Annotated in this window: 11 protein-coding genes; 5 read left to right on the plus strand and 6 right to left on the minus strand. The window is 69.9% G+C overall.

Features of this window, described 5'->3' with window-relative positions; all coding sequences use genetic code 11:
* Positions 1–83: 83 nt before the first annotated feature.
* Positions 84–4,163, plus strand: coding sequence for a toll/interleukin-1 receptor domain-containing protein (locus P3T37_RS00805; RefSeq protein WP_280721386.1), 4,080 nt, complete (start codon positions 84–86; stop codon positions 4,161–4,163).
* A gap of 30 nt (positions 4,164–4,193) precedes the next feature.
* Here the strand turns inward: P3T37_RS00805 and P3T37_RS00810 are convergent, their stop codons facing one another.
* The 4 genes from P3T37_RS00810 to P3T37_RS00825 all read right to left on the minus strand — a co-directional run bounded on the left by P3T37_RS00810 (position 4,194) and on the right by P3T37_RS00825 (position 14,161).
* Positions 4,194–5,897 (minus strand): methyltransferase, encoded by a 1,704-nt coding sequence (locus tag P3T37_RS00810; protein ID WP_280721387.1) that lies wholly within the window; start codon positions 5,895–5,897, stop codon positions 4,194–4,196.
* A 69-nt stretch (positions 5,898–5,966) separates the two neighbouring features.
* Positions 5,967–7,178 (minus strand): 4-hydroxybenzoate 3-monooxygenase, encoded by a 1,212-nt coding sequence (locus P3T37_RS00815; RefSeq protein WP_280721388.1) that lies wholly within the window; start codon positions 7,176–7,178, stop codon positions 5,967–5,969.
* Between the two features lie 138 nt (positions 7,179–7,316).
* A complete protein-coding gene (locus P3T37_RS00820; RefSeq protein ID WP_280721389.1) occupies positions 7,317–7,634 on the minus strand; it encodes a hypothetical protein in 318 nt (105 codons plus the stop codon).
* The gene (locus P3T37_RS00825; protein ID WP_280721390.1) at positions 7,631–14,161 is read right to left on the minus strand and encodes an RHS repeat-associated core domain-containing protein; all 6,531 of its coding nucleotides are present in this window, start codon (positions 14,159–14,161) and stop codon (positions 7,631–7,633) included. Before P3T37_RS00825 ends, P3T37_RS00820 begins: the two co-directional genes overlap by 4 nt.
* Before the next feature lie 415 nt (positions 14,162–14,576).
* Between P3T37_RS00825 and P3T37_RS00830 the strand changes: the two genes are divergently transcribed.
* The gene (locus P3T37_RS00830; protein WP_280721391.1) at positions 14,577–18,173 is read left to right on the plus strand and encodes a hypothetical protein; all 3,597 of its coding nucleotides are present in this window, start codon (positions 14,577–14,579) and stop codon (positions 18,171–18,173) included.
* A 124-nt stretch (positions 18,174–18,297) separates the two neighbouring features.
* Here P3T37_RS00830 and P3T37_RS00835 read toward each other — a convergent pair whose 3' ends face one another.
* The gene (locus P3T37_RS00835) at positions 18,298–19,209 is read right to left on the minus strand and encodes a LysR family transcriptional regulator (RefSeq protein ID WP_280721392.1); all 912 of its coding nucleotides are present in this window, start codon (positions 19,207–19,209) and stop codon (positions 18,298–18,300) included.
* Positions 19,210–19,321: 112 nt separating this feature from the next.
* Between P3T37_RS00835 and P3T37_RS00840 the strand changes: the two genes are divergently transcribed.
* From P3T37_RS00840 to P3T37_RS00850, 3 genes are all read left to right on the plus strand, one after another.
* Positions 19,322–20,161, plus strand: coding sequence for an oxidoreductase (locus P3T37_RS00840; protein ID WP_280721393.1), 840 nt, complete (start codon positions 19,322–19,324; stop codon positions 20,159–20,161).
* 68 nt (positions 20,162–20,229) lie between these two features.
* Complete coding sequence (locus P3T37_RS00845; protein WP_280721394.1) at positions 20,230–20,565, plus strand: hypothetical protein; 336 nt, start codon at positions 20,230–20,232, stop codon at positions 20,563–20,565.
* A complete protein-coding gene (locus tag P3T37_RS00850; protein ID WP_280721395.1) occupies positions 20,562–21,128 on the plus strand; it encodes a hypothetical protein in 567 nt (188 codons plus the stop codon). Before P3T37_RS00845 ends, P3T37_RS00850 begins: the two co-directional genes overlap by 4 nt.
* 160 nt (positions 21,129–21,288) lie before the next feature.
* Here P3T37_RS00850 and P3T37_RS00855 read toward each other — a convergent pair whose 3' ends face one another.
* Positions 21,289–22,176, minus strand: a complete 888-nt coding sequence (locus P3T37_RS00855; protein ID WP_280721396.1) for a DUF1963 domain-containing protein — start codon at positions 22,174–22,176, stop codon at positions 21,289–21,291.
* Positions 22,177–22,199: the final 23 nt, after the last annotated feature.

Raw genomic sequence — 22,199 nt, forward strand, 5'->3', positions numbered from 1 at the left:
GGCTGCGGTGTCGGAAGGGGTCTGTCCTGCCGGACAACGAAGATGGCGCGGCGGGGACCGGAGCAGCGGTCGTCGGGCCGAGGGTGTTCATCTCCTACGCGCACGAGGACGACGGCGGTACTCACGCCGAGCGGGTCCGCGACCTGTGGCTGCTGCTGCGCCGCAACGGCGTCGATGCAAGGCTGGATCGCCCGGCCGCGGAGCAGCCTCAGAACTGGGCCACCTGGATGCTGCGCGAGTACCAGGCGGCGGACTACGTCCTGGTGGTGGCCTCCCCGGCCTACAAACGGCGGGCTGAAGGCACCGAGGACCCTGGCGTCGGCGAGGGCGTCGCCTGGGAGGCCGGACTCATCCGAGCCGAGATCTATCGCGACCGCGGGACATGGCACCGCCGCATTCTGCGTGTGGTGCTGCCCGGCGGCTCCCGCGAGGACTTCCCCGCCTTCTTCGGCGGCCATGCCGTCACCGACTACACCATTGACCCGCTCACGGCGGTCGGCGCCGAGAGGCTGCTGCGCTACCTCCATCGCCAACCGTTCGAGACCGAGCCCCCGCCCGGTCCCATCCCCTTCCTCCCGCCGCGCGGCACGGACGACGTGGAGACCGAGGTCGATGAACTGGCACGCCTGCGCAGGCTGAGCGAAGCGGCGACGGAGGACGCCGCGCTGATCGTTCCGCCCGGTTCGCTGTACCCGATCGGAATCAGTCTTGAACGCCTGTACGTCCGGCGCAATATCGAGACCGTCCTGATCGAAAGACTCAAGATCCCCTCGGCCCACGTCGTGGTCGGCGAGCCCGGTTACGGCAAGACCAGCCTCCTGTGGAGTCTGCACCGGACACTCGCCGAGCTCGGCTGGGAACCGTTCTTCATCAAGGCGACCGCCCTTCTGAGTGCCCTCGACACCTTGGGCGTCGAACGGGCCGATGCCATCGACCTGGAAACCCTTGACCGGGCGCTGAACGTCTGCCTGGAGCGGGGCATCACTGCGGTGTTGCTGGTCGACACTCTGGATCTGCTCATGCACAGCGCCGATACCCGGAGAATCGTCTCGGACCTCCTACAGCTCGCACAGCGTGGTGACATCCGCATGGTCGTGACCTGCCGACCCGGTGAGGCCGCCCTGTTGCAGCCGGGGGAGGAGGAGGGAGCGGGTCTGCGGCTGATTCGGCTCGGACTCTACGACGATGCCGAGCGGCAGAGCGCTGTGGCTGGCTACACCGAGACCTTCTACGGCTTGGGCCCGAGCCGGATGCTGGCCGCCTCGGACCTGCGGGACGTGCAGGCCCATGTTTTCAGCGCGGTCTATCAGGACCTCCCGCTACGAGAGGTCTGCGACAATCCGCTGACCCTCAGACTGCTCTTCGAGCTGTACGCGCCGAACCGGCCGGACAGGCAGGTGGACGTAGCCTCGCTCTACGACCGATTCTGGGAGCTCAGGATCCGCCGTGACGCGCGGGGAGGCGAGAACGGTGCCACCGGTCCGGTGCGCCGCGTCGAGGACGGCGATGATTCCGCCGCGGATCTCAGAGGAACGGCCCGGACTCTCGCGCAGTTCATGCTCGGCTCGGGCAATCCGGAGGTGTCGCTGTCGCAGGCGAGCAGCGAGATCGCCCGACTCGAACCGATGGAACTCGCGGAGGTGTCCCGTCGGATCGAACTCCTGGTCCGACGGGGTGTCCTGGCGGTTTCGCCGGCCAGCGGCACGGTGAGGTTCTTCCACCAGACGTTCTTCGAATACGCCGCCGCTCAGTTTCTTGTCGTGGCCGGACTGGCCGATGAACTGATCCTGAGGGTGTGTGCCGACCCTGGGGACCTCCTCCTCGCGGCCGTGGCAGCCCAGGCTCTGCCACGGCTCGCGTCGCGAGCCGAGTCCGAGCGGCTGCTGACCCGGCTGCTGGAGGACGACGGACAGAGTGCGGTCACCCTCGGCCTCGGCATCTATGCTCACCAACCCGGGGCTGCCGCCGAGGCGCAGCAAGCCCTTCGCACCGCGGCGCCCGACTCCGTGCGGAGGTTCCTGCTGCTGCTCCCCGGCATCCGGCACGAGGATCCCGCACGGTGGACGGGTGATCTGGACGTCGTGTGGAAGCGGACCGGCGAAGCCGACCGGGACCTGCGGATCCCCTTGCTGGAGGCACTGCGGCGGCTCGCCGGACGTAGCCCCGAGGACGCGGTCGAGTTCCTGGACGGACACGGCTGCCTGTCGTGGATCCGTGGGCAGAAGAGCCAGCTCCTCCGCAGCCACGAGGGTCTCCACCTGCGCCTGCTCGGCCCGGTCTACGCTGCTGATCCCTCCTGGGTCAGGGGCGAACTCATCGCGCTCTGGGACCTGTTCGTCGAGGCCAAGAACGCCCAGGGGGCAGCTGAGATTCTCGATCTCCTGCGTGAGCGGCTCGATCTGGTACCGGCCGAACGCGGCACGGCCGAACGCAACCGGGTGCTGGAGGACTTCGCGCCCCGCCTCCGTGCCCTGGCGGACGCCGTGAGCATGCGCTCGGCCGCCCCCGCCATCCGCGCCTACGGCCTGCTCTGGTCCGCCGGCCGGTCGGCCATGGAACCCGACAGCACGCTCGCCCTGGCGAAGAGTCTGATCGACGAGGCTTCCCGGGCGGCGGCGCCCACGCCGGGGGCCGGTCGCGAAGGCAGTGGACCCGACGCACTGACCCGCGCGCATCTCCACGGGGTGGGAAGCCTGGCCCGGGCCCTGCCGGGCGATCAGGCCCGCAGCCTGGTGGCCGCGATGACGGCGATCAGAACTCCCGGTCTGCAGACCGCGGTCCTGGACGGGATCATCCTCCCGCTGCTCGGCCAGGACCACCACGGGAACGTGCCCCTCCACAACGACAACGCCATGGTCCGGTGCCTTGAGACCGCCTGCCGGACGGAGTTGTCCCGACTGCCCGGGCCGGAGAAGCGGGAGGACGGTTCCCGGGCGCCCGCTGCGGTGTTCGTCGAGGCGGTCGTCCGTTCGCAGCGCTCAGGTCCCGGCCTGCTGGAACTGCTGCCCGAGAGCGAACCGGATCTGTGGCTCCGACTGGACGGCCTCGCGCGACTGACCGCCGCTGCGGCGGCCGCTGGTCATCCCATCGCCTCCCGAGCGCTGAGGCTCTGGTGCAGCGATCCGGCTCCACGGCGGCAGCGGCCGTCGAAGTCCCTCCAGACGGCTCTTCTGACGCCGCTGTTGGAACGGGTGTCCACGCAGCCGCAGTTGCTGGCCTATCTGGTCGACGACGCGATAGTCAGCCAGGACCCGCAGACCCTCGTAGCCGCGTTGGATCTTGCCGGAGCGGCTGCGCTCTCCTGCGTGGTGGAGGACTACCGGGCAGATCTGCAAGGGCTGTTGACCAAACTGACCCGGGCGAACTCCGGGCAGGACCGGCGCAGGGGCTACCGGTTGTGGCGGGCGCTGGTGGAGAACACCGGCTGGCAGCCACCCAGCCCGGGCACCCTGGTGGTACAGCTGCGCGGTAAACCCGGTACGCCCCAGCACATTTCCGTCCTCGAACTCTGCCTCGCCGCGGTCGTCTCCGGTGGGTGGACGGCAGCGGACGCAGCTCAACTGCTGCCGGCCCTACGTGATCTCGTCGACGCCGATCGCGCGGATGCCCGGCACCTGATGATGGCCATCCTCTGCCGGACGGGCGCGCTCGACACCCCGGAACAGAGAGTGGCGACGATCAAGGAAAGCCTGGAGCTCGCCCTTCCCGCCGACTACGGCCTTGACGAGGCCGACGGCCGCGGACGCTTCACGACGAACATGCGGCAGCTGGGCTGGCTGGTCGAGCGCCTACTCAAGGTCGACACGGACGCAGCGCTGTCGCTGCTGCTTGACGTCTCGGCAGTTCTGGACAGTGTGAACCCCGGGATCATCACCCGCGTACAGCGAGAGATCGCCAACCGCTGGCGAAGGCCACTCGGTTTGGCCTTCGATGCGCTGGGATCGCAGGCACGCAAACGACTGGTGCTCGGTCTGCTGCAGGGCGATGTAGCGCTGGCCAGACTCGCGATCGAGGTCTTCGCCCAGCGAAACGACCCACCGCCGTGGTTCCGTCAACTCCTGATGGATTCCAGCCTGCATCCCAAGCTCCTGGACACCATCCGAGGAAACCTGTTCTTCCACGCACGCAGCCACGGCAGTGGCCCCTGGAGAGAGCTGATCTGACGACCCCTCCCGGTGCCGGGCAACCGGGATTCACCGCCTTCGTGCCGGCACGTGCGCAGGGGAGGCGGCCTTGCGGGCGTGCAGCACGTGGGCGTCCAACGGCAGCGGCGAGTGGTCGACGAGCTGGAGCCCCGCGCTGTCCAGCAGTCGGGCGTAGTGCTCGGCGCGGCGTTCACGGCCGCCGACGTTGCACATCATGTGAAGGTCCCAGGCGGTGGCGAGTGAGGGCGAGCCGTCGGCCGGCAGGAGGCGTTCGACGATGAGCAGGTCGGCGTGGGCGGGCATCGCGCGGGCGCAGTCGCGCAGGATCTCCCGGCAGCGGTCGTCGTCCCAGTCGTGCAGCACGCGGGAGAGGATGTAGACGTCCGCGCCCGGGGGCACGTCGGCGAAGTCGCCTGCGCGGTAGGTGCAGCGGTCGCCGACGGTGGGGGCGAGCGATCGGCGGGCGGACTCGATGACGTTCGGACGTTCGAGCAGGATGCCGTGCAGGCTCGGGTGTGCGGTCAGCACGCGGCCGAGCAGCTCCCCGTTTCCGCCTGCGATGTCGACGATCGTCCGGGGTTCGGCTGCTCGGCCTGCCGCGGTGAGGACCGGGTGCGCGGGGAGCGGTTCGAACATGCGGGAGCTTGCGGCCATGGACTGGTCGAATCGCTCGGCGAGTTCGGGGTGGCGGGCGAAGTAGTCGAAGTGGTTCTCGCCGAAGAGCTGTTCGAAGCCCGTCTGCCCGTTCTGCACGGCATGGAGGAGGAGCGCGAAGGAGTGGTAGAACGGGCCGCCGTACATGAGGGCCAGCGGCCGCATGGATCCGGAGGTGTTCGAGCGCAGCAGCGTGCCGAGTTCGGTGAGCCGGAATCCGTCCGGGCCCTGCGACACCACGCCCAGCATCGCGAGATAGCGCAGCAGCGTGGCGAGGCTGTCCGCCTGGGCGCCGACCGCCTGCGCCAGGGACTCGACGGCCGTGGCGGTCCGGATGTCCAGTGCCTCGGGCAGCCGCAGCTGTGCACACGTCGCCAGAGCCTGGGTTGTCCAGGCGCCGGTGAACAGGCGCAGGAGCGTTTCAGCAGGTTCGTCCGATCGGTCCGAACCGAGGTGGGAGGCGAGTACGTCCCGGTGGTCACCGCTCGCGTAGAGCTCCACGCGCCGGTACCCGGCCTTGGAGTCGGCGGGGGCGGTGAAGTAGAACACCGTGCCGTCCTCGTGCGGGTTGTACCCGCCGCCGTCGGCGACCGCGCCGTGTCGCTCGAAGATCGAGGACAGGCCACGCAGCACCAGGGGATCCGGCCGCTCGACTTCGAAGGCCAGGTGCGCCTCGTTGTCGTCGATGCGTTCGTGCGCGGCGATCGCGGCCAGCTCCGAGCCCGGTGGGACGGTCAGCGTGAACACCTCGACGACCCGGGGTTCCCCTTCCAGGCCGAGCACCGTGGGCCGCAGAATCCTTACGTCAAGTTCCGCGGCGTCGCGCTGGTATCGCAGGGCCAGCCGCTTGCGGACGACGACACTCGGCTGCTCCGCCACATCGCAGGTCAGCCCGCAGGCGGTCAGCTCCGCGCGCAGCGTCGGCGGATCAGCGGGGAAGACGAGCAGCGCGGCGTGCGCGAAGCGGCAGCGGTCGGTTAAGGCTCGCAGCTCCGGGCCGTCGAGCCCGGGCAGCAGGAGCGGGAGCAGAGTGGCGGTGTGCTGGCTCGTCACGAAGTCGACCGTCGCGCGCAGGCGGGCCGTGTCGTCAGAGGTCATCGTCGTCGTCATTGCGAGGAGTTCGTCATTCCGGTCGGTGGTGGTTCTTCGGGGAAGGGGGAACAGGTCTCAGACGCCGACGTAGTTCTCGGCGAACCAGTCCTGTTGAGTGCGTGAGAGGCGCAGCGACTCGAGGCGGGAGCGGCGCAGGGAGTCCTGGAACAGTGACTCGTCGTCCGAGCCGGGAGTGCTGTGCAGCAGCCGGATCATCCAGGCCGAGAACTCCTGCGCCCGCCAGATGTGCGCCAGGCACCGCGCCGAGTAGCGACTGAGCGGTTCGGGGTTGCCGTGGGCGAGGTCGTCGATCAGGGCGCGCGCGAGGATCTCCGCCTCCAGCACCGCGAGGTTCGCGCCCTTGGCGGCGGAAGGGCTGATCAGACTCGCTGCGTCGCCCACCAGGAAGAGCGAGCCGTGACGCAGCGGGTCCAGGACGTCGGACTCCAGCTCGACGACGCCGGCTTGGATGATCCGCCCGGTGCGCAGGGGACCGTAGTCCGCCGCACGCATCCGCAGGGCGAGTTCGTCCCAGATCCGCTCCTCGGACCATGTGCCGGCCGACGTACCGCGCTCGCACTGAAGGTAGTAGCGCGTGACCTCGGCGGAGCGCGCCATGTGCCCGGCGAAGCCCCGTTGGTGCACCGCGTAGCCCACGGCGTCGAGGCTCGGTGGTGCCTCGGCCAGCAGGCCCAGCCAGGACACCTGGTGGTCGCGCCGGTAGCGGCGGACCGTACCGGGCGGGAGCGAGCGCCGCGCCGCACCGTGCCGGCCGTCGCAGCCGGCGAGGTATCCGGCCCGCCACCGGCTCTGCCGGCCGTCCGCTTCGCGCACGGTCACCGACGGGCGCCGGCTGTCGGCGTCGAGCACGGCCAGTGCCTCGGTCTCGAAGTGGATCCGCCCGCCGGCGTCCAGGAACTGCGTCAATAAGCTGGTGACCAGCTCCTGCTGCGGGTAGACGGTGTGCCGCTCGCCGCTGCCGAGGAGGCTGTAGTCCAGGTTGAACCGGCCGTCCTCGGTGCGGAACTCGCACACGCTGTGCTCCTGGCCGTACCGGTGCAGATCCCCGGCCAGCCCGTGCCTCTCCAGGATCCGCACCGTGTTCGCAGCGAGAAAGCCGGCCCGCGCCCGGGCCCGGAGGTGTTCACGGCCGGCACGTTCCACGATGACGCAGTCGATCCCGCTGCTGTGGAGGAGGTTGCCGAGCACCAGGCCGGCCGGCCCTGCGCCGAGGATGACCACGTCGGCTGAGTTCTGTGCCGCTCGGGCGTTCTGACTTTCTGTCACGGAGGTGGATCATAATCACTGAAATCTGCACGGATTGCCGAAAATCACCCATATGGTCGCAAGGAGCCAGGACTTGTCAACGAGACGACGACAGGCCCGGACCGTTCCAACGGTCCGGGCCTGTCGCAGGCTGCTGCGCTACGAGAGCTCCGCCCTCAGTGCGGCGATGAGCCGCTGGTACTCCTTGTTGGCCTCGCTCATCTCCTGCTGGTCGGTTCTACTGAGGAAGAAGTCACTGAGGCCGCCGCGCCCGTGACTCGCCTCCTGGAGCATCTCTGCCCCATCTCGCAGTGCCTCGGCGTCAGTTGACTGCTCGTGGTCCAGCGCTGCCCGAACTCCCAGCAGGCGTCGGTAGAGGTGGACCCCGCGGGGCCCCTCGGTGAGGACCAGCTGGATGAGGTCGGCAACGGTCTCACGTGCCCTGAGGCGGCGCGCCCGCATGGTGTCCTCACTCACTGCAGCACCGTCGATCCGACGATCTTGCCGGAGTCCCAGGGCGCTTCGATGAAGATCTGCTGGGCACCGCCCACGTAAACGCCTCCCTGACTGCCCACCGGGCCTTCGTAGATCTTGGTGCCGGCGGGGAACCTGATCGAGTACACGGTATTGATCGGCGACTCTCCGGTGATGTAGCCGTTCACGTCGAACCACTGCGGCTTCACGGCGGTGTCGATGCGCACGTTGGCCACCGAGGTCGGAGGCTCGGCTGTGAACCACCGGCCGAACGGCTCACCGGCATCGCCGGCCCGGTAGAGGACCGTGTCCTGTGTGAGTACGCGAATATTGTACTGTCCGCCCGCGAAGGCGCCGGCCCAGTCCGGATTCTTCGCCGCCAGCGGCCCTGGGTTTTCCGCCATGTTGTAGGTGTACTTGTCCGCTTCCGAGGACGCGGACCTGGCGGTTGCCGCGCCCGCCGCCGGCCTGCCGTCGGCTTCCGGGGCCTCCAGGTGCGTGACGAGGAGCGTGACCAGCTGGTTGACGTCGTCGGTGAGCCACTGCGTCAGCACCGGGTGTTTCGTGAACCACTTGTCGACGCTGCTGTGGTGGGCCTGGAGAACGGTGCCGCGATACTCGCCGGACTCGTATCCGCGGGTCGACGGAATGTACTGGGTGATGGTGCCCGACGGGATTCCGGCGTAGCCACCGACGTGCCTGACGTCCTTCCAGGCCCAGCCGCCGGCCGGGTCACTGACGTACTGGCTGCCCGCCTGGTAGACCGAGGAACCCTGGTCGGTGCGCCCGAGGGACCACTGGTAGTCCTCGCTGGTGCCGCCGTCGGTGGGGCCGAGGGGGATCAGTCCGCTGGGATCGCTGAGGTTGACCGGGTCGTTGGTGCTGTAGGCGTAGGGGTTCCACTGCTGCGGGTCGGCGGGGTCGATGAGCGGGTCGGGGTTGAGGAACCGGCCGTGGACCGGGTCGTACTCACGGGCGCCGATGTTGGTCAGGCCGGTGGCGGTGTCCGCGGTGCCGCCGATGAAGCCCTTGTCGCCGGCCCAGGCGCCTTGGCCGGGCTGGGTGCCGCGGGCGTTGCCGAACGGGTCGGTCGGGCGCCGGGTGACGCTCTGTGAGGCGTCCGTGGTGATCTGGACGCTGCTGGTGCCGTGCGGGTCGGCGGCCTGGTAGACGAGCTGGCCGCCGCCGGTGGCGGTGGTGACCCGGGTGATCGTGATGCCGCCGGGCGAACCGTAGTAGCGCACGTCGGTCAGCGAGTTGTCGGCGGTGTTCAGGGTGAGTTCGTCGGCGCCCAGGTTGACCGTGGTCCGGCCCGGGTCGCGGCGGATGAGCTGGTTCCCGTCGCCGTCGTAGAGGTAGGAGGTCGCCGATCCCGGCTTGGCGGTCGAGGCCAGCCTGTCCTCACCGTCCCAGGTCAACTTGGTGGTGGTGCCGGTGGCGTCGGTGACGGCGGTGGTGTTGCCCATCGCGTCGTAGGTGTAGGTGCTGCCGGCGGTGCCGCTCGCGGACTGCGTCGAGGTCGTGAGCAGTCCGTGCGGGCCGCCGGTGGTGCCCTGGCCGGGGTTGGCGCCGGTGCCGAAGGTCTGGGTGGTGGTGGCGTCGTTGGCGGTGTTGCCGGTGACGTCGTGCTGCACCAGACCGGTGCGGTTGCCGGTGGCGTCGTAGCTGTAGCTCTGCCAGTACGGCGCCGGGCCGCCCACGGTGGGCTTGCCCGCGGTGGTGCCGGGGCCGTTGGCGTTGTTGCAGCCGCCGATGCCCGGGACGGACGGCGCCGCCTTGGTGGTGGTGCCGGCGGTGTCGGTCCAGGCGTTGGTGAGCCGGCCCAGGTAGTCGTACGTATAGCACTGGGTGTCGGTCGCCGAGGCGTTCTGCAGGTCGGTGACCGAGGTGACGCGGCCGGCGGGGTTGTAGGTGAAGCCGGTCTGGTCCAGCGACGTGGTGCCGGTCTGGCGGTCCAGGAAGGAGTTGACGACGTGTCCGGTCGCCCAGTCGTACTGCTGGGTGGAGACGACCTGGGTGCCGTAGTCGCCCACGGTGGTGCGGGTCGCCCGGCCCAGCGCGTCGTACTGGACGTCGGTGACCAGGGTGTTGTTGCCGCCGGAGGCGATCAGCGTACCGGTGTTGCTGTAGAGGTAGTCGACCTCCTCGGCGGGCAGGCCGCCCATCGCGGGCAGGTTGGTGTGGTCCAGCGAACCCAGCACCGGGGTGTAGGTGTTGCTGGTGGTGTAGGTGCCGGCCAGCGCGCCCTCGGTGGAGGGGATCGTGACGCTGCTGCCGAGCGGCCGGTACATGGCGTCGTAGCCGGTGACCGCCTGGGTGTAGGCCGCGCCGGTGGCGCCGCCCACGTAGCGGGTCGAGCCGGTCGGCTGCCCCTTGGCCAGGGTGTCGTAGGTCCAGCCCACGAGCTGGTTCGCCGGGGCGACGCTGCCCGTGTACACCCCGGTCTTGCGACCCAGGATGTCGTAGCTGTAGGCGAGCGTGTTGTTGCGGGAGTCGGTGGTGGTGGCCACCCGGGAGTTGACGTCGTAGCTGGAGGTGGTGGTGCCGGTGTCCGGGTCGGTGACCGAGGTCTGCCGGCCGCGCAGGTCATAGGCGTACGACCAGGTGTTGCCTGCGGCGTCGGTACGGCTCAGCTGCCGGCCCGCAGCGGTGTACGCGTAGCTCGCGACGTCGGCGTCCGAGGACTTGCCGGTGACCGAGCCGCCGCGGTACTGCCACAGCTGGGTGGTGCGGCCGCGCGCGTCGGTGAGCGTGCTGGTGGGCGTGCCGCCCTGCGCGGGCGTGGTGTCCGTGCGGTCGGCGCCCGGGTAGGCGGTGGTGGTGACCCACTGCTGCTGGGCGTAGGACACGAACGCGCTGGAGACGGTCCGGCCGAGGCCGTCGTACGTCACCCAGGTCTGCGCGGGCACCTGCGAGTCCGGCACCGAGAAGATCGCGCTGCCGGGCAGGTTGGCGCTGTCGTAGTACGGGGACGAGGTCTTGATCGGCCAGCCGTGCGAGTCGTACGTGCTGTCGGTGATCAGACGCCCGCCGCTGCCGCTGGGCGTGGTGCTCTGGGTCTGCCGGGTGCGGCCGAGACCGTCGTACAGCTCGGTCCTGGTCGAGTAGCTGCCGTCCTCACGGATGCCCTGCGAGGTGACCACCGACGGGGCGGTGGTGCCGTTCACGGCGTAGGAGAACTTCTGGTCGGGCGACAGAGTGGTCGCCCGGTCCGGGTTCCACACCGCCGTGACGCGGCCGAGGCCGTCGTACTGGCGGGTGGTGGCCCGCCCGTTGGCGTCCGTGGAGACCAGCGGGAGACCGCGGCCGGGGTCGAAGGTCGCGGTGGTGGCCCAGGAGGCGCCCATCGGACCGGTGAGCTTGACCTGGGTCGGGATGGCGCCGGTCGCCGGCTGCGGGTCGGTCCTGGACACCACGCCGTCCGCCCCGGCGGTCGTGACCGTCCGGCCGTAGGAGTCGAAGGTGGTGGTCGTCAGGGTGGTGTACTGCGCGTTGCCGCTGCCGTCGTACGAGGAGATGGTCTGCGTGCCGGTCGCGTCCGCGACCGCCCCGGCCTGGCCGAAGGGCTGGCCGTCGAAGAGCGTCCGGGTGTCGGAGACGGTGTTGGACGCGCTGGGAGTGGTCCCGCACGCCCCGGCGACGCTGCGCTTGCCGGAGGCCAGCGTCAGCATCATCGGGTTGCTGCCGACCGCGTAGCTGGTCGTGGTGCAGATCTCCGGCGTGGCGGCGGTGCCGTCACCCTTGTCGTCCACCGACACCGGGCGGTTGGCGTGCGCGGCGTCGGACGTCGAGACCGTCGTGACCGTACGCCAGGAGCTGTCGGACAGGTGCTGCCAGGAGGTGGCGGTGGAGCTGGTGCTGCCGTAGCGGGCGACCAGGTCGGGCATGCCGCCGGACTGCTTGTGGGTCGCCGTCACCACCTCGCCGGTGGGCACGGTGGCCGAGGCGGTGAGGACCGAGCCGCCGGCCTGGTCGAAGCCCTGGCTGCCCAGCACGCTGCCGGTGAGCCAGTTGTCGTCCGCGCGGGTCACCGCGGTCGCGCCCGGGTAGGGGGTGAAGGAGACGGTGACGCTCTTCGTGGTGCCGTCCGCCTTGTAGTCCCCGTTCATGCCGCGCAGGTAGGTGGCGACCTTCTGGGTCTTGGGCGCCTCACCCGCGTTGCCGGTGCCGATGGTGGTGGTGACCGTCTGGTAGCCGCGGAACTCGTCCCAGCTGCGGGTCTTCGGGTCGGTGGTGTCGCTGTCGTCGCGGTGCCAGGCGGCGCCGCCGCCGTAGGCGTAACTCGTGCTCTTGGTCGGCGTCGTACCGATCACACCGTCCTGCTCGGTCACGGTGCTGACCAGGGTCTTGTTGAACCAGTCACTGACCGGATCGGGCGAGCTGGAGCCCGGGAGGTACCACTTGACCGGCATGCAGGCCATGGTGTTGGCGTCCTCGGAGGACGGCATGTGGTTGGCGGTCCGCGAGCACTCGGCCGCGGCGTAGACCACGTTGATCTGTTCGCCGGTCTCCGTGGTGATCTGCTGGATGCGCGGCCGGTAGAACGACGGCTCGGCCGGCACCAGGCCGTCCACCCGGTTCGCCAACTCGCGTGCGGTGAAGGTCACCGCGGGCAGCGAGACGGCCGGCTGGCCGTCGGTGCCGGTGCGCTGGATCGAGGAGAGCCACAGGGCGGGCTTGGTGCCGTCGCCCGGGTCGGGGAAGGTGTGCTTGAGCGCCCACGAGTCGACGGTGGTGTACGAGGTGCCGACCAGGACCTGGGTGCTGATCTGGGAGAGCATCAGCGGCGACCAGAAGGTCGGGTTGTAGACGGTGCAGGCGCCCGACGAGGCACAGGCCTGGTCGAGGGGCGAGTCCGGCCAGTTGGTCTGGTTGGCCTTGACGCGCTGCGCGGTGGTGCAGGTGACCGTGCCGGAGGGGGTGCACCGCTCGGCGGTGGTGAACAGGACCTGCGCGGCCGGCTTCAGCCCGCCGCCCGCGGCGAGCTGCTCGGGCAGGCGCTGACCGTAGGAGATCGTGCTGATCTCGGTGGAGCGCACGTATCCGCTCAGCGTGCCGTTGCCGTTGTTCTGGCCGCCGCCGCGGCTGTAGTAGTTGAGGTCCTGCTGGTAGCTGTAGGTGGTCAGGTTCTGGTGCGGGTCCACGACGTAGTCGAGGTTCCAGCGCCAGCCCTCCTGGCAGTAGGAGGCCGTACCGGTGGACGAGTTGTAGCAGTCGTCGCCGCTCTTGGGCGAGTAGACGGGCTCGTAGGCGACCGAGTTGGTGGCCGGGTCGCTGTGGTTGCCGCCGGGCAGGTGGTTCTGGCCGAAGTAGTACTGCACTCCGTCCGAGGTGGTCACCCGCCAGAACTCGCCGTTGTGAGCCTCGTTCGCGGCGCCGGTCAGTTGCTCGACCTTCGAGCCGTCATCGCCCTTCAGGTGCCACGCACCGGTCGCATCGTCGTGCACCAGGGAACCGGAGTGGCCGCCGAGGCTGAGGATGGCGTTCTGGCCGGCCCAGCAGCGGTCTGCGGAACCGGTGACGCCGTCCTTGTCGCAGCCCTGGTACGACCGCTCGATGAACCCGGGCTGGTAGTCCCAGCCCTCGCCGACCCAGGAGGCCTGCGCGTTCTGGGCCGAGGTCTTGCCGTCGACGACCGAGGAGTCGTAGGAGAGCGAGACCGTCGGGGCCGTACCGTCCAGCGCCGGGGGCGTCTGGATCGGGTAGGAGTAGGTGAAGTCGCCGATGTTCGAACCGGCGCTCCAGGCCGTCGAGGGGGACAGCTGCGTGGCGGAGTACCCGCCCATCGCGCCGTCGGAGGACGGCGCGGCCGCCAGCACCATCGGCGCGGCAGCTACGGCGGCGGCCTGCACGAGGCCGGCCTGCACGACGTGCGCGCCGGTGCGGGCCGGCAGCGAGGCGGTGGTGGTCGTCGGCGCCGGCGCGGCCGGCAGTGTGACCTCGGCGGTCAGCACGCCGCTCTGCGGGTCCACGGCGGAGGCCACCGGGGTCTGCCGGCGACACTGCGCCAGGTCCGGCGTGGTCAGCGCACAGGCCGGCAGCGCGACCAGGTGCGCCCGGTCCGCCCAGCCGGCGGCCTGCAGGGCCTTGAGGTCCAGGGCCACCTTCAGGTGGTCACCCACAGTGCCCGCCGGGTCGGTCAGGGCGACGACCGGTCCGCTGACGCCGGCGGCCCTGCCCTGGTTCGCGTCGGTGACGTCGACCCGCACCGACTGCGCGGAGTGGTCGGCGGCCGCGGCGACCTTGACGGGCAGCTGCCCGGCCTGCACGGCGTCACCGGTCAGTCGAACCGTCTGCGAGCCGGCGACCAGCGGGGCGTCCGACGGCTTCCAGTTCCCGGGGACCGGGAAGGCCGGCGCCTTCGGGCGACCGGGAGTCAGATTCTGTCCCTTGACCGATTTCTGACCCGCATTCAGCGGTGTTTTGGGCGGGCTCCAGACCCTCCCGTGCGGCAGGTGCGCTGCCAGTCCGTCGGCGGGCGGCGCCGCCGTCAGCGATATCAGTACGGCTGCGATTCCGGTGAGTCCCACCCACCGCTTTCTGCCGCCCGACCTTGATCCGAATTGCGCTTCGTCGCGCTGTGCCCTCACGGACATCTCCCCGATATCTGATGCAATGTCATTCACAAGCACACAAGAGGTGCCCATGATCGAAGGTGACCATAGGGTTTACCGTGCAATCAGCGCCAGCGGGGCCGCAATACGAAGTCGATTCGTTATCTAACTATTCATCAGAACAAGATGCGGGATCAATCGGTCATATTCGGACACGAAGTACCGCGGCTTGACCAATCGACACCTGATCGTTCATCGTTCCGGACGAAATGCATGCCCGAGGGGGCGGCCCAGAACGGGACGGACAAAACCCAGCACCATGTCGAGAAATACACTGAATGGGCGCGGTGCCCGATTTGGCCGCGCGAGAGTCGGTCGGGCGGTCTCACTGATGTCCCTGGCGGTCAGCGGTGCGCTGAGCCTGGGCGTGCTGGCCGCACCCGTCGCGCAGGCGGTCACCGTCGACCCGGCCGGCCTCGGCCCTGCGGCCGCCCCCGCCGCCCAGTCGCCCGGTCCCGGTGCGAAGCCGGCCGTGACCGCTGCTCAGCAGGGCCTGCTGGACGCCCGGACAAAGGCCAGGGCCACCGGAACGGCCGTCGTGGTCGACGCGCTGACCACCGAGACCTCGCAGACGCAGGTCAACCCGGACGGCACGCTGAGCACCACCGCCCACGCGCAGGCGGTCCGCACCCAGCGCGGCAAGAACTGGGTGGACCTCGACCCGACCCTGCGACGCAACCACGACGGGACGCTCAGCCCGGCCGTGGCCCCGCTCGGCCTGACCCTCTCCGGCGGTGGCACCGGCCCGCTCGCGACGCTCACCACCGCCGACGGCAAGAAGCTCGCGGTCTCCGCCCCGTTCGCACTGCCCGCCCCGAGCCTCAACGGCGCGACGGCGACCTACGCCAACGTGCTCAGCGACGTCGACCTCCAGGTCACCGCGCTGCCGACCGGTGGCTGGCGCGACGTCATCGTGGTGCGCACCGCCGCCGCGGCAGCCGGCCCGCAGCTGAAGAACCTGCACTTCCCGGTCAGCTCCACGGGCCTGAGTGTCGACACCGACGCGGCCGGCAACGTCGGCTTCAAGGACGCCGACGGCAAGGTCCGGCTGCAGGCGCCCACGCCACTCCAGTGGGACTCCGCGCTGCCCGCCCCCGCCGCCCCCGGGTCAGGGTCGCTGCGCAGCCGCTCGCTGATGGCAGCCCCCGCCGCCCCCGCCGCGAGCGGTGCCTCCACCGCCGAGGCGCCGGGCGACCAGGCCCGCGAGGCGCCGATCGGCATCAGGGCGACCAGCACCGGCATCGACCTCACGCCGGACCCGGCCACCTTCGGCAAGGGCACCGGCCCCTGGTACCTCGACCCGACGATCAGCGCCGACAGCGGCTACCAGGCCTCGGCCCAGGTGCAGGAGTACCACCCCGACACCAAGTACTACAACGCGGTCAGCGACCTGGGCGCAGGCTACTGCGGGTACAGCGACTGCACCGGACACGGCCGCGAGCGCGCGTACTTCCAACTCGGCATCAACGCGGCCATCTACACCCAGCCCGGTGGCGCGCCGGCCCCGCCGACCGTCTACAACTCGACGTTCTACGCCAACGTCAGCAGCGCCTCCTCCCCGAGCACCAGCACGCCGCTCGGTCTCTACTGGACCGGCGCCATCGACGGCAACACCACCTGGAACAACCAGCCCTGCAACGGTGGCAGCACCATGGGCGGCTGTACGAAGGTCGGCTCGACCTGGATCACCGGCACCGGACCGATCAGCTTCGACGTCACCTCGCAGCTCCAGCAGGCCGCCAGTGGCCACTGGAGCAACTGGACGGTCGGCATCGCGCCCGACGACGAGTCCAACATGTACTACCGCAAGCACATCACCAACAACCCGCACATCACCACCACCTACGACCTGCAGCCGAGCGCCTGGTATCCGCGGAGCAGCCCGCAGCCCGGTTTCGCGTCGAGCAACAGCCACTTCGACTGCACCAGCGGCGGCGCCCACCCGTGGGACAACGCGGGTTGGATCGGCGCCAACCAGAACATCACGCTGACCGCGAGCAACTGGTCCCCGGCCGGACTCCCGCTGCACCAGGCCTTCCGGATGTGGGACGACAACAACAGCCAGGGCGGCTGGACCGGTGACAGCGGCTGGCAGGGCGCCTACAACGTCGCCAGCGTCAACGTCGGTTCGCTGACGGACGGCCACCAGTACGGCTGGACCTCCAACGCCTACGACGCGGACCCGACCAACCAGGGCCTCGGCTCCCCCGAGACCGGCTGGTGCTACTTCCGCGTCGACAAGACCCCTCCGACGGCCAGTGTCAGCTCCACCGACTTCCCGCCCTCCGGCACCGCGAACCCGACCCCGGCCAAGTACAGCTCCGACCAGGGCACCTTCACCCTCAGCGCCGTCGACCCGGCTCCGGCCGGCGGCAGCGCCTCCGGCCCGGCGTGCTTCAAGGTCAGCACCTCCTCCTCGCCGACCGCCGGTTGGCACTGCGGCGACCCGGGCACCCTGGCAGCCGACGCCAACGGCAAGGCCGGCTACAGCTACGTCCCCGGCAGCTGGGGCACCAACACGCTCTACGTGCAGGCCCAGGACAACGCCGGCAACTACAGCCAGCCGGTCTTCTACAACTACTACGCGCCGTGGAAGCCGGGCAGCACCCCGGTCTTCGGCGACGTGAACGGTGACAACAAGCCGGACGTCCTGCTGCCCGACTCGCAGGGGAACCTGCGGTTGATCCAGCCGGGCATCGACCCCGCCGGCACCTCGACGATCTCCTCGCCGCCCACCGCCGCGGTCGGCGGCACCGGTTGGAACGGCATCCAGATCACCCACCGGGGCTCGCTGCTCGGCGGCAAGTGGATGGACGACCTGATCGCCCACCCCGCGGGCGACCCGCAGATGTACCTGTACCAGAACGACCTGCACGGCAACTTCAGCGTCCGGTCCCCGTTCTACAAGTCCGGCAGCGCCACCCCCGGCACCGTGACCTGCCAGGACAACACCGGCGTGACCATCACCTGCCCCGCCGACTTCGGCGGCAGCGACTGGAGCACCACCACCCAGATCCTCGCCCTCGGCAGCCCCGACGGCGAAGGTCTGACGCCCTCCACCGACCCGCAGGGCCACCCGGTCAGCGTGATGAGCCGCACCTCGCTGCTCGCCGTGATCAGCGGCAAGCTCTGGCTCTTCCCGGCCGGCACCACCAGCGCGCGTCTGCTCAAGCCGACCGACCGTCAGGTCTCCGGCGCCGACTGGAGCCAGTACGACCTGATCGGCCCCGGCCCGGCCAACGGCAACAACCAGCCGACCCTGTGGAGCCGCAGCAGGATCGACGGCACCATCCACGCCTACCCCCTCACCAAGAACACCGACGGGACCACCAACTACTCCGCCCTGAGCGACCCGGCCTCCGGCTACATCGCAGGCACCGGCGGCGTCGACCCGACCACCTACCCGACCGTCGGATCGGTCGGCGACCTCACCGGTGACAAGGTGCCGGACCTCTACGCCGTGACCAAGGACCACCACCTGCTGGTCTGGCCCGGCACGGCCGACACGACCGGCAAGGTGACCGGCTTCACGCCCCCCAACGACCTGGGCCCGGTGGACGCGGCGCTGAGCCCGAACTTCGCCCCCGGCACCGTGCTGCACCCCGGCGACACCGCCTACGCCGCCCACACCCGGCTGAGCATGCAGCTCGACGGAAACCTGGTGCTGTACTCCCGCAACACCGGCCAGGCACTCTGGTCCACCAACACCTTCGGCACCGGCAACTGGGCCTCCTTCCAGGCAGACGGCAACCTGGTCGTCTACAGCCTCACCAACAACAACCCCACCGACCAGAGCCACCCGCTCTGGTCCAGCAACACCAACGGCACGGGCGCCCGGGCGGCCGTCCAGGACGACTGCAACTTCGTGATCTACAACGCCTCCAACAGCCCGGTCTGGAGCAGCAACACCTACAACCCGAACCCCTGACCGCCTGACCACCACGCGTCGGCAATGAGCCGGAGAGCGTGCGGAAGGAGCTGGCCCGCCCAGCCCGTCCCACGCCCTCCGGCTCCGCCGTCCGCCGACCTCGCTGCCGCCGTCCTGGATCCCCTCAGGCCGTGGCCCGCGCCGCCGCCACCTGTCGGGCCGCCTGAACGTACCCGCGCACCAGCGGCCGTTCGTCGTTCGCCCGGTGGACCACCGCAAGGCGGCTCGGCGAAAGCCCGCGCACCGGTCGGGTGACCACTCCACCCAGGCTGAGCAGCGGGGCGTTGCCCGCCGCCACCAGCACCACCCCGAGCCCGCCGACCAGCCCCTCGTAGGTCTCCTCGGTGCCGGCCACCACGGCGCCGATCCGGGGCGGCACCCCGCCGCGCTCGTCCACGGCCAGCCAGAAGTCGCGCAGCGGCCCGGTGCTCTCCGGCAGGGCGAGGAACGGTTCGTCGAGCAGCTCCGCAAAATCCACCACCTGCCGCGCGGCGAGCGGATGCGTCTCCGGCACGGCCACCAGCCGCGGCTCCTCGGCGACCACCGTGCAGACGTACCGTTCCGGTTCGGCCAGCGGCAGCCAGGCGAAGGCCACATCGCTGCTGCCGTCCGTCAGGCCGACAGTCGCATCGTGCCAGCCCACCTGCCGGACCCGCAGCTCAGCCTCCGGGAAGCGCTCGGTGAACCGGGAGCGGACGGCCGGCAGCAGCCCGTCGCGCCCCGGGCTGGTGCTCCACCCCACCACCAGCCGCACCCGCCGCGCCGCCTCCGCCCGGGCCAGCGCGTCCGAGGCCTCGGTCCACACCTCCAACACCCGCCGGGCGTACGGCAGCAGTACCTCCCCGGCCGGGCTCAGCTCCACCCCGCGCTTGTCCCGGACGAACAGCTCGGCCCCCAACTGCTGCTCCAGCGCCCGGATCTGCTTGCTCAGCGCCGGCTGCGAGACATACAGCCGCTCCGCGGCCCGGGTGAAGTGCAGCTCCTCGGCGACCGCGACGAAGTACCGCAGCTCCCGCCCGTGCACGTCGATGATCATGCCAATTGGTTATCAGCACAGGTATTGGACGCGCAACACCCGCCGGCCGGAGGCTGGTCATCGCGAACACGAGCCGAACTCCGTTGGTGGAAGACGAACAAGGAGCTTGACGATGAGCAAGGTATGGCTGGTCACCGGCGCCAACAGCGGCCTCGGCCGGGCGATCACCGAGGACGCGATCGCAGCGGGCGACGTGGTGATCGCCGGGGCCCGCCGTCCGCACACCCTGCACGACCTGGCGGCCGCGTACCCGGACCAGGTCGAGCCGGTGGCCCTGGACGTGACGGATCACCAGGCGATCGAGCGGGTGGTCGCCGATGTGGTCGCCCGGCACGGACGGATCGATGTCCTGGTCAACAACGCCGGACGCGGGCATGTCGGGGCTGTGGAGGAGACCACCGACGCCGAGCTGCGCTCGGTCTTCGACGTCAACGTCTTCGGCCCGGCCGCGTTGACGCGTGCGGTCCTGCCGCACATGCGGGCCCGCCGCTCGGGAGCGATCGTGCAGATCAGCAGCCAGGGCGGACAACTGGCCTTCAGCGGGTTCTCGGCGTACTGCAGCACCAAGTTCGCGCTGGAGGGGCTGTCCGAGGCGCTGGCCCAGGAGGTCGAACCGCTCGGCATCAAGGTTCTGATCGTCGAACCCGGCCAGTTCCGCACCTCGCTGTTCGGCAACGGCACCGTCAGCGACACCCAGTTCCCCGACTACGCCGACACCGTGGGCCCCAAGCGCGCCGTGGTCGACGCCGGTGACGGCGCCGCACCCGGCGACCCCGCAAAGGCGGCCGCCGCCATCCGCACCGCCCTCGACGCCCCCGACACCCCCCTCCGCCTCCCCCTCGGCCCCGACGCGGTGGACGCCATCCTCGCCCATCTGGAAGCCCTCCGCACCAACGTCACCACCTGGGAAACGACCGCCCGCGCCACCGACTTCACCCCAGCGCTCGACTGATCGGCGGAAAACATTTCGAGCCGGACTGGGAGATCGGCAGGCGATGGAACGCCGCGGTGGGTGGGTTCATGAAGCCCGACGGTGTCGGCGTTCTCCGGGGGACCATGGCTCACGAATACGTCGAGGCCAAGCTGCTGGAAGCCGGCATGCCCTACCTGTCGAGCCATCCGGACGCCTGGAACGGGAGCTCGCCCAAGCCTCACCCCGAACACTTCGGGGCGCATAACCTCGCACCCCGCAGCTTCTACGAGGGTGACGTATCGGCTGAAGGATCGCTCAGCCTGTGGGAGTACTGTGGCATCGATGTTCCCCCCATTCCGATCGCCGACGACTTGTCCAACCTTGATGTGCTGGTCGAGGGTGTGAAATCCAACCTGCGTGAGAGGGGCTACGAGCTCAAATGAGTGAAGAGCGCGCGCGATTGATGGTTGATCGCCTCGAGGCGATCCACTGGAAGGCGTCCGACGAGGCGATGGCCCGAGTCGGATCCAGGGTGGCTCTGATGCGTGAGTACTTCCGCCGGGCCGCCCTCTGGCTCGACGTCTACGGGGAGCCGGAATGGTGGCCGTTCTTCGACCTCGCCGCCGTCGTCGATCCCTCGGTGCGCGCCGATCCGGCACTGGCCGCGGAGATCGAGGACTTCATTGAGGAAAACGTGGGCTCCGCCTATGCCCTCGACATCTTCCTCGCCGCGGTCCACTGGGCCGCCCTCCTCGACGCTCCCGGCATCCAACTGCCCCCGCTGGAGGACCCCTTCGAACCCCTGATTCGGTTCTACGAGCGAGGCGGCACCGCCTTCGCACTGGAGAACGGCTTCATCGACTTCGGCACAGCCATGCTCCGCCGCACCCCCTGGCGCGAGAACGTCTCGCCAACCCCCATCGTGCAGCTCGACGACCACGTCCTCGACGCGCTTGACGCGGCCCACCAGGCCGAGTGGAGGAAGCCGGCCGCACCGTCCTCCTGACCAGCGGACAGGAGCTCAAGCCCACGAAGAGCGAGCGCGGTTGGTGGTTGATCGCACCCTCGGGTGACTTCAATGTCAGTGTGTCAGTCCCGTGCCGGTGGCGGTAGGGAGGCGACTCCGATTCACTCCTTCGAGCGATGGCACATCGCATGATGGTGAGTCAGGAGCAGTCGAAGCGATGGTCGGTGGGGCGGCCGGGGCAGGTGTGGCACTCGAAGATGTAGACCCCGCCGGCGTCGCCGAGCATGAGTCCCGCCGCATCCAGGGCCGCCTTGCCGGCCTCGCCGCAGGTCTCCTGCCCGTCCACGAGCGTCCGGTCCTCCACGGGGAGCCAGGTTCGCCATGCCTCGCCGGAGTACTCCCAGCTGGCGACGGTGAGCAGGTGTTCCATGGGGTCGTCGCATGTTGGGCAGCCGGGCCAGTCGGGCTCCTGCGTCCAGCCGGGGTAGCCGCCTAGTTTGGTGCCCTCAGCGGTGGAAAGGTCGCCCCAGTAGGTCACGCCAGTCTCCGCCTCCAGCTGGTCGAAGCGGTCTCGTAGCGCGTGGAGCAGGTCGAGAGGCAGGTCGTTGCGGGGGTACTCCGTGAACGGCTCCGGATGGACCACACACGGCTGGGGGACGTACCGGGGCTCGGCGTCGGTCGGTGCGGGTGGCGGGTCGATGACCGTCTCGACGCTCGCCGCAGCGCGCCAGAAGACCTGCGGCGTGGGTTCGCACTCGTCGTGCTCGAAGGGGCACCACAGCACTTGCAGCAGGTCCGTCCCGTCGGGGAACGAGACCTTGGGTGCGTCGTGGCGGTAGATCTGGATGACGGGCACCAGCGCACTGCCGCCCGGTGACCTGGGCCCGTTCGCTGGGCCGTAATGACGATCGGTGCAGTGCGGCCATGGTTCGTTGGATGGCCATCGCAGCGGGCCGCCCACCGAACTCTCGTCCACCTCGGGAGCCCCCGCACGCGGATGCAGCCGGGTGGTCGTGCGGCGCAGCGGGACCAACTCGGGGAAGAGCTGCTCGATGTCCACGGGACGTGGCGGGGTGTGGCGGGGCATCAGGGTCCTTCAAGGTGCCGGGA

The sequence above is a fragment of the Kitasatospora sp. MAA4 genome (assembly GCF_029893355.1).
Classification (GTDB): domain Bacteria; phylum Actinomycetota; class Actinomycetes; order Streptomycetales; family Streptomycetaceae; genus Kitasatospora.

Coding starts and splice junctions, on each gene's coding strand:
- P3T37_RS00855 (WP_280721396.1), bottom strand. CDS start 22,176: ATGCCCCGCCACACCCCGCCACGTCCCGTGGACATCGAGCAGCTCTTC.
- P3T37_RS00840 (WP_280721393.1), top strand. CDS start 19,322: ATGAGCAAGGTATGGCTGGTCACCGGCGCCAACAGCGGCCTCGGCCGG.
- P3T37_RS00845 (WP_280721394.1), top strand. CDS start 20,230: ATGAAGCCCGACGGTGTCGGCGTTCTCCGGGGGACCATGGCTCACGAA.
- P3T37_RS00835 (WP_280721392.1), bottom strand. CDS start 19,209: ATGATCATCGACGTGCACGGGCGGGAGCTGCGGTACTTCGTCGCGGTC.
- P3T37_RS00830 (WP_280721391.1), top strand. CDS start 14,577: ATGTCCCTGGCGGTCAGCGGTGCGCTGAGCCTGGGCGTGCTGGCCGCA.
- P3T37_RS00810 (WP_280721387.1), bottom strand. CDS start 5,897: ATGACCTCTGACGACACGGCCCGCCTGCGCGCGACGGTCGACTTCGTG.
- P3T37_RS00850 (WP_280721395.1), top strand. CDS start 20,562: ATGAGTGAAGAGCGCGCGCGATTGATGGTTGATCGCCTCGAGGCGATC.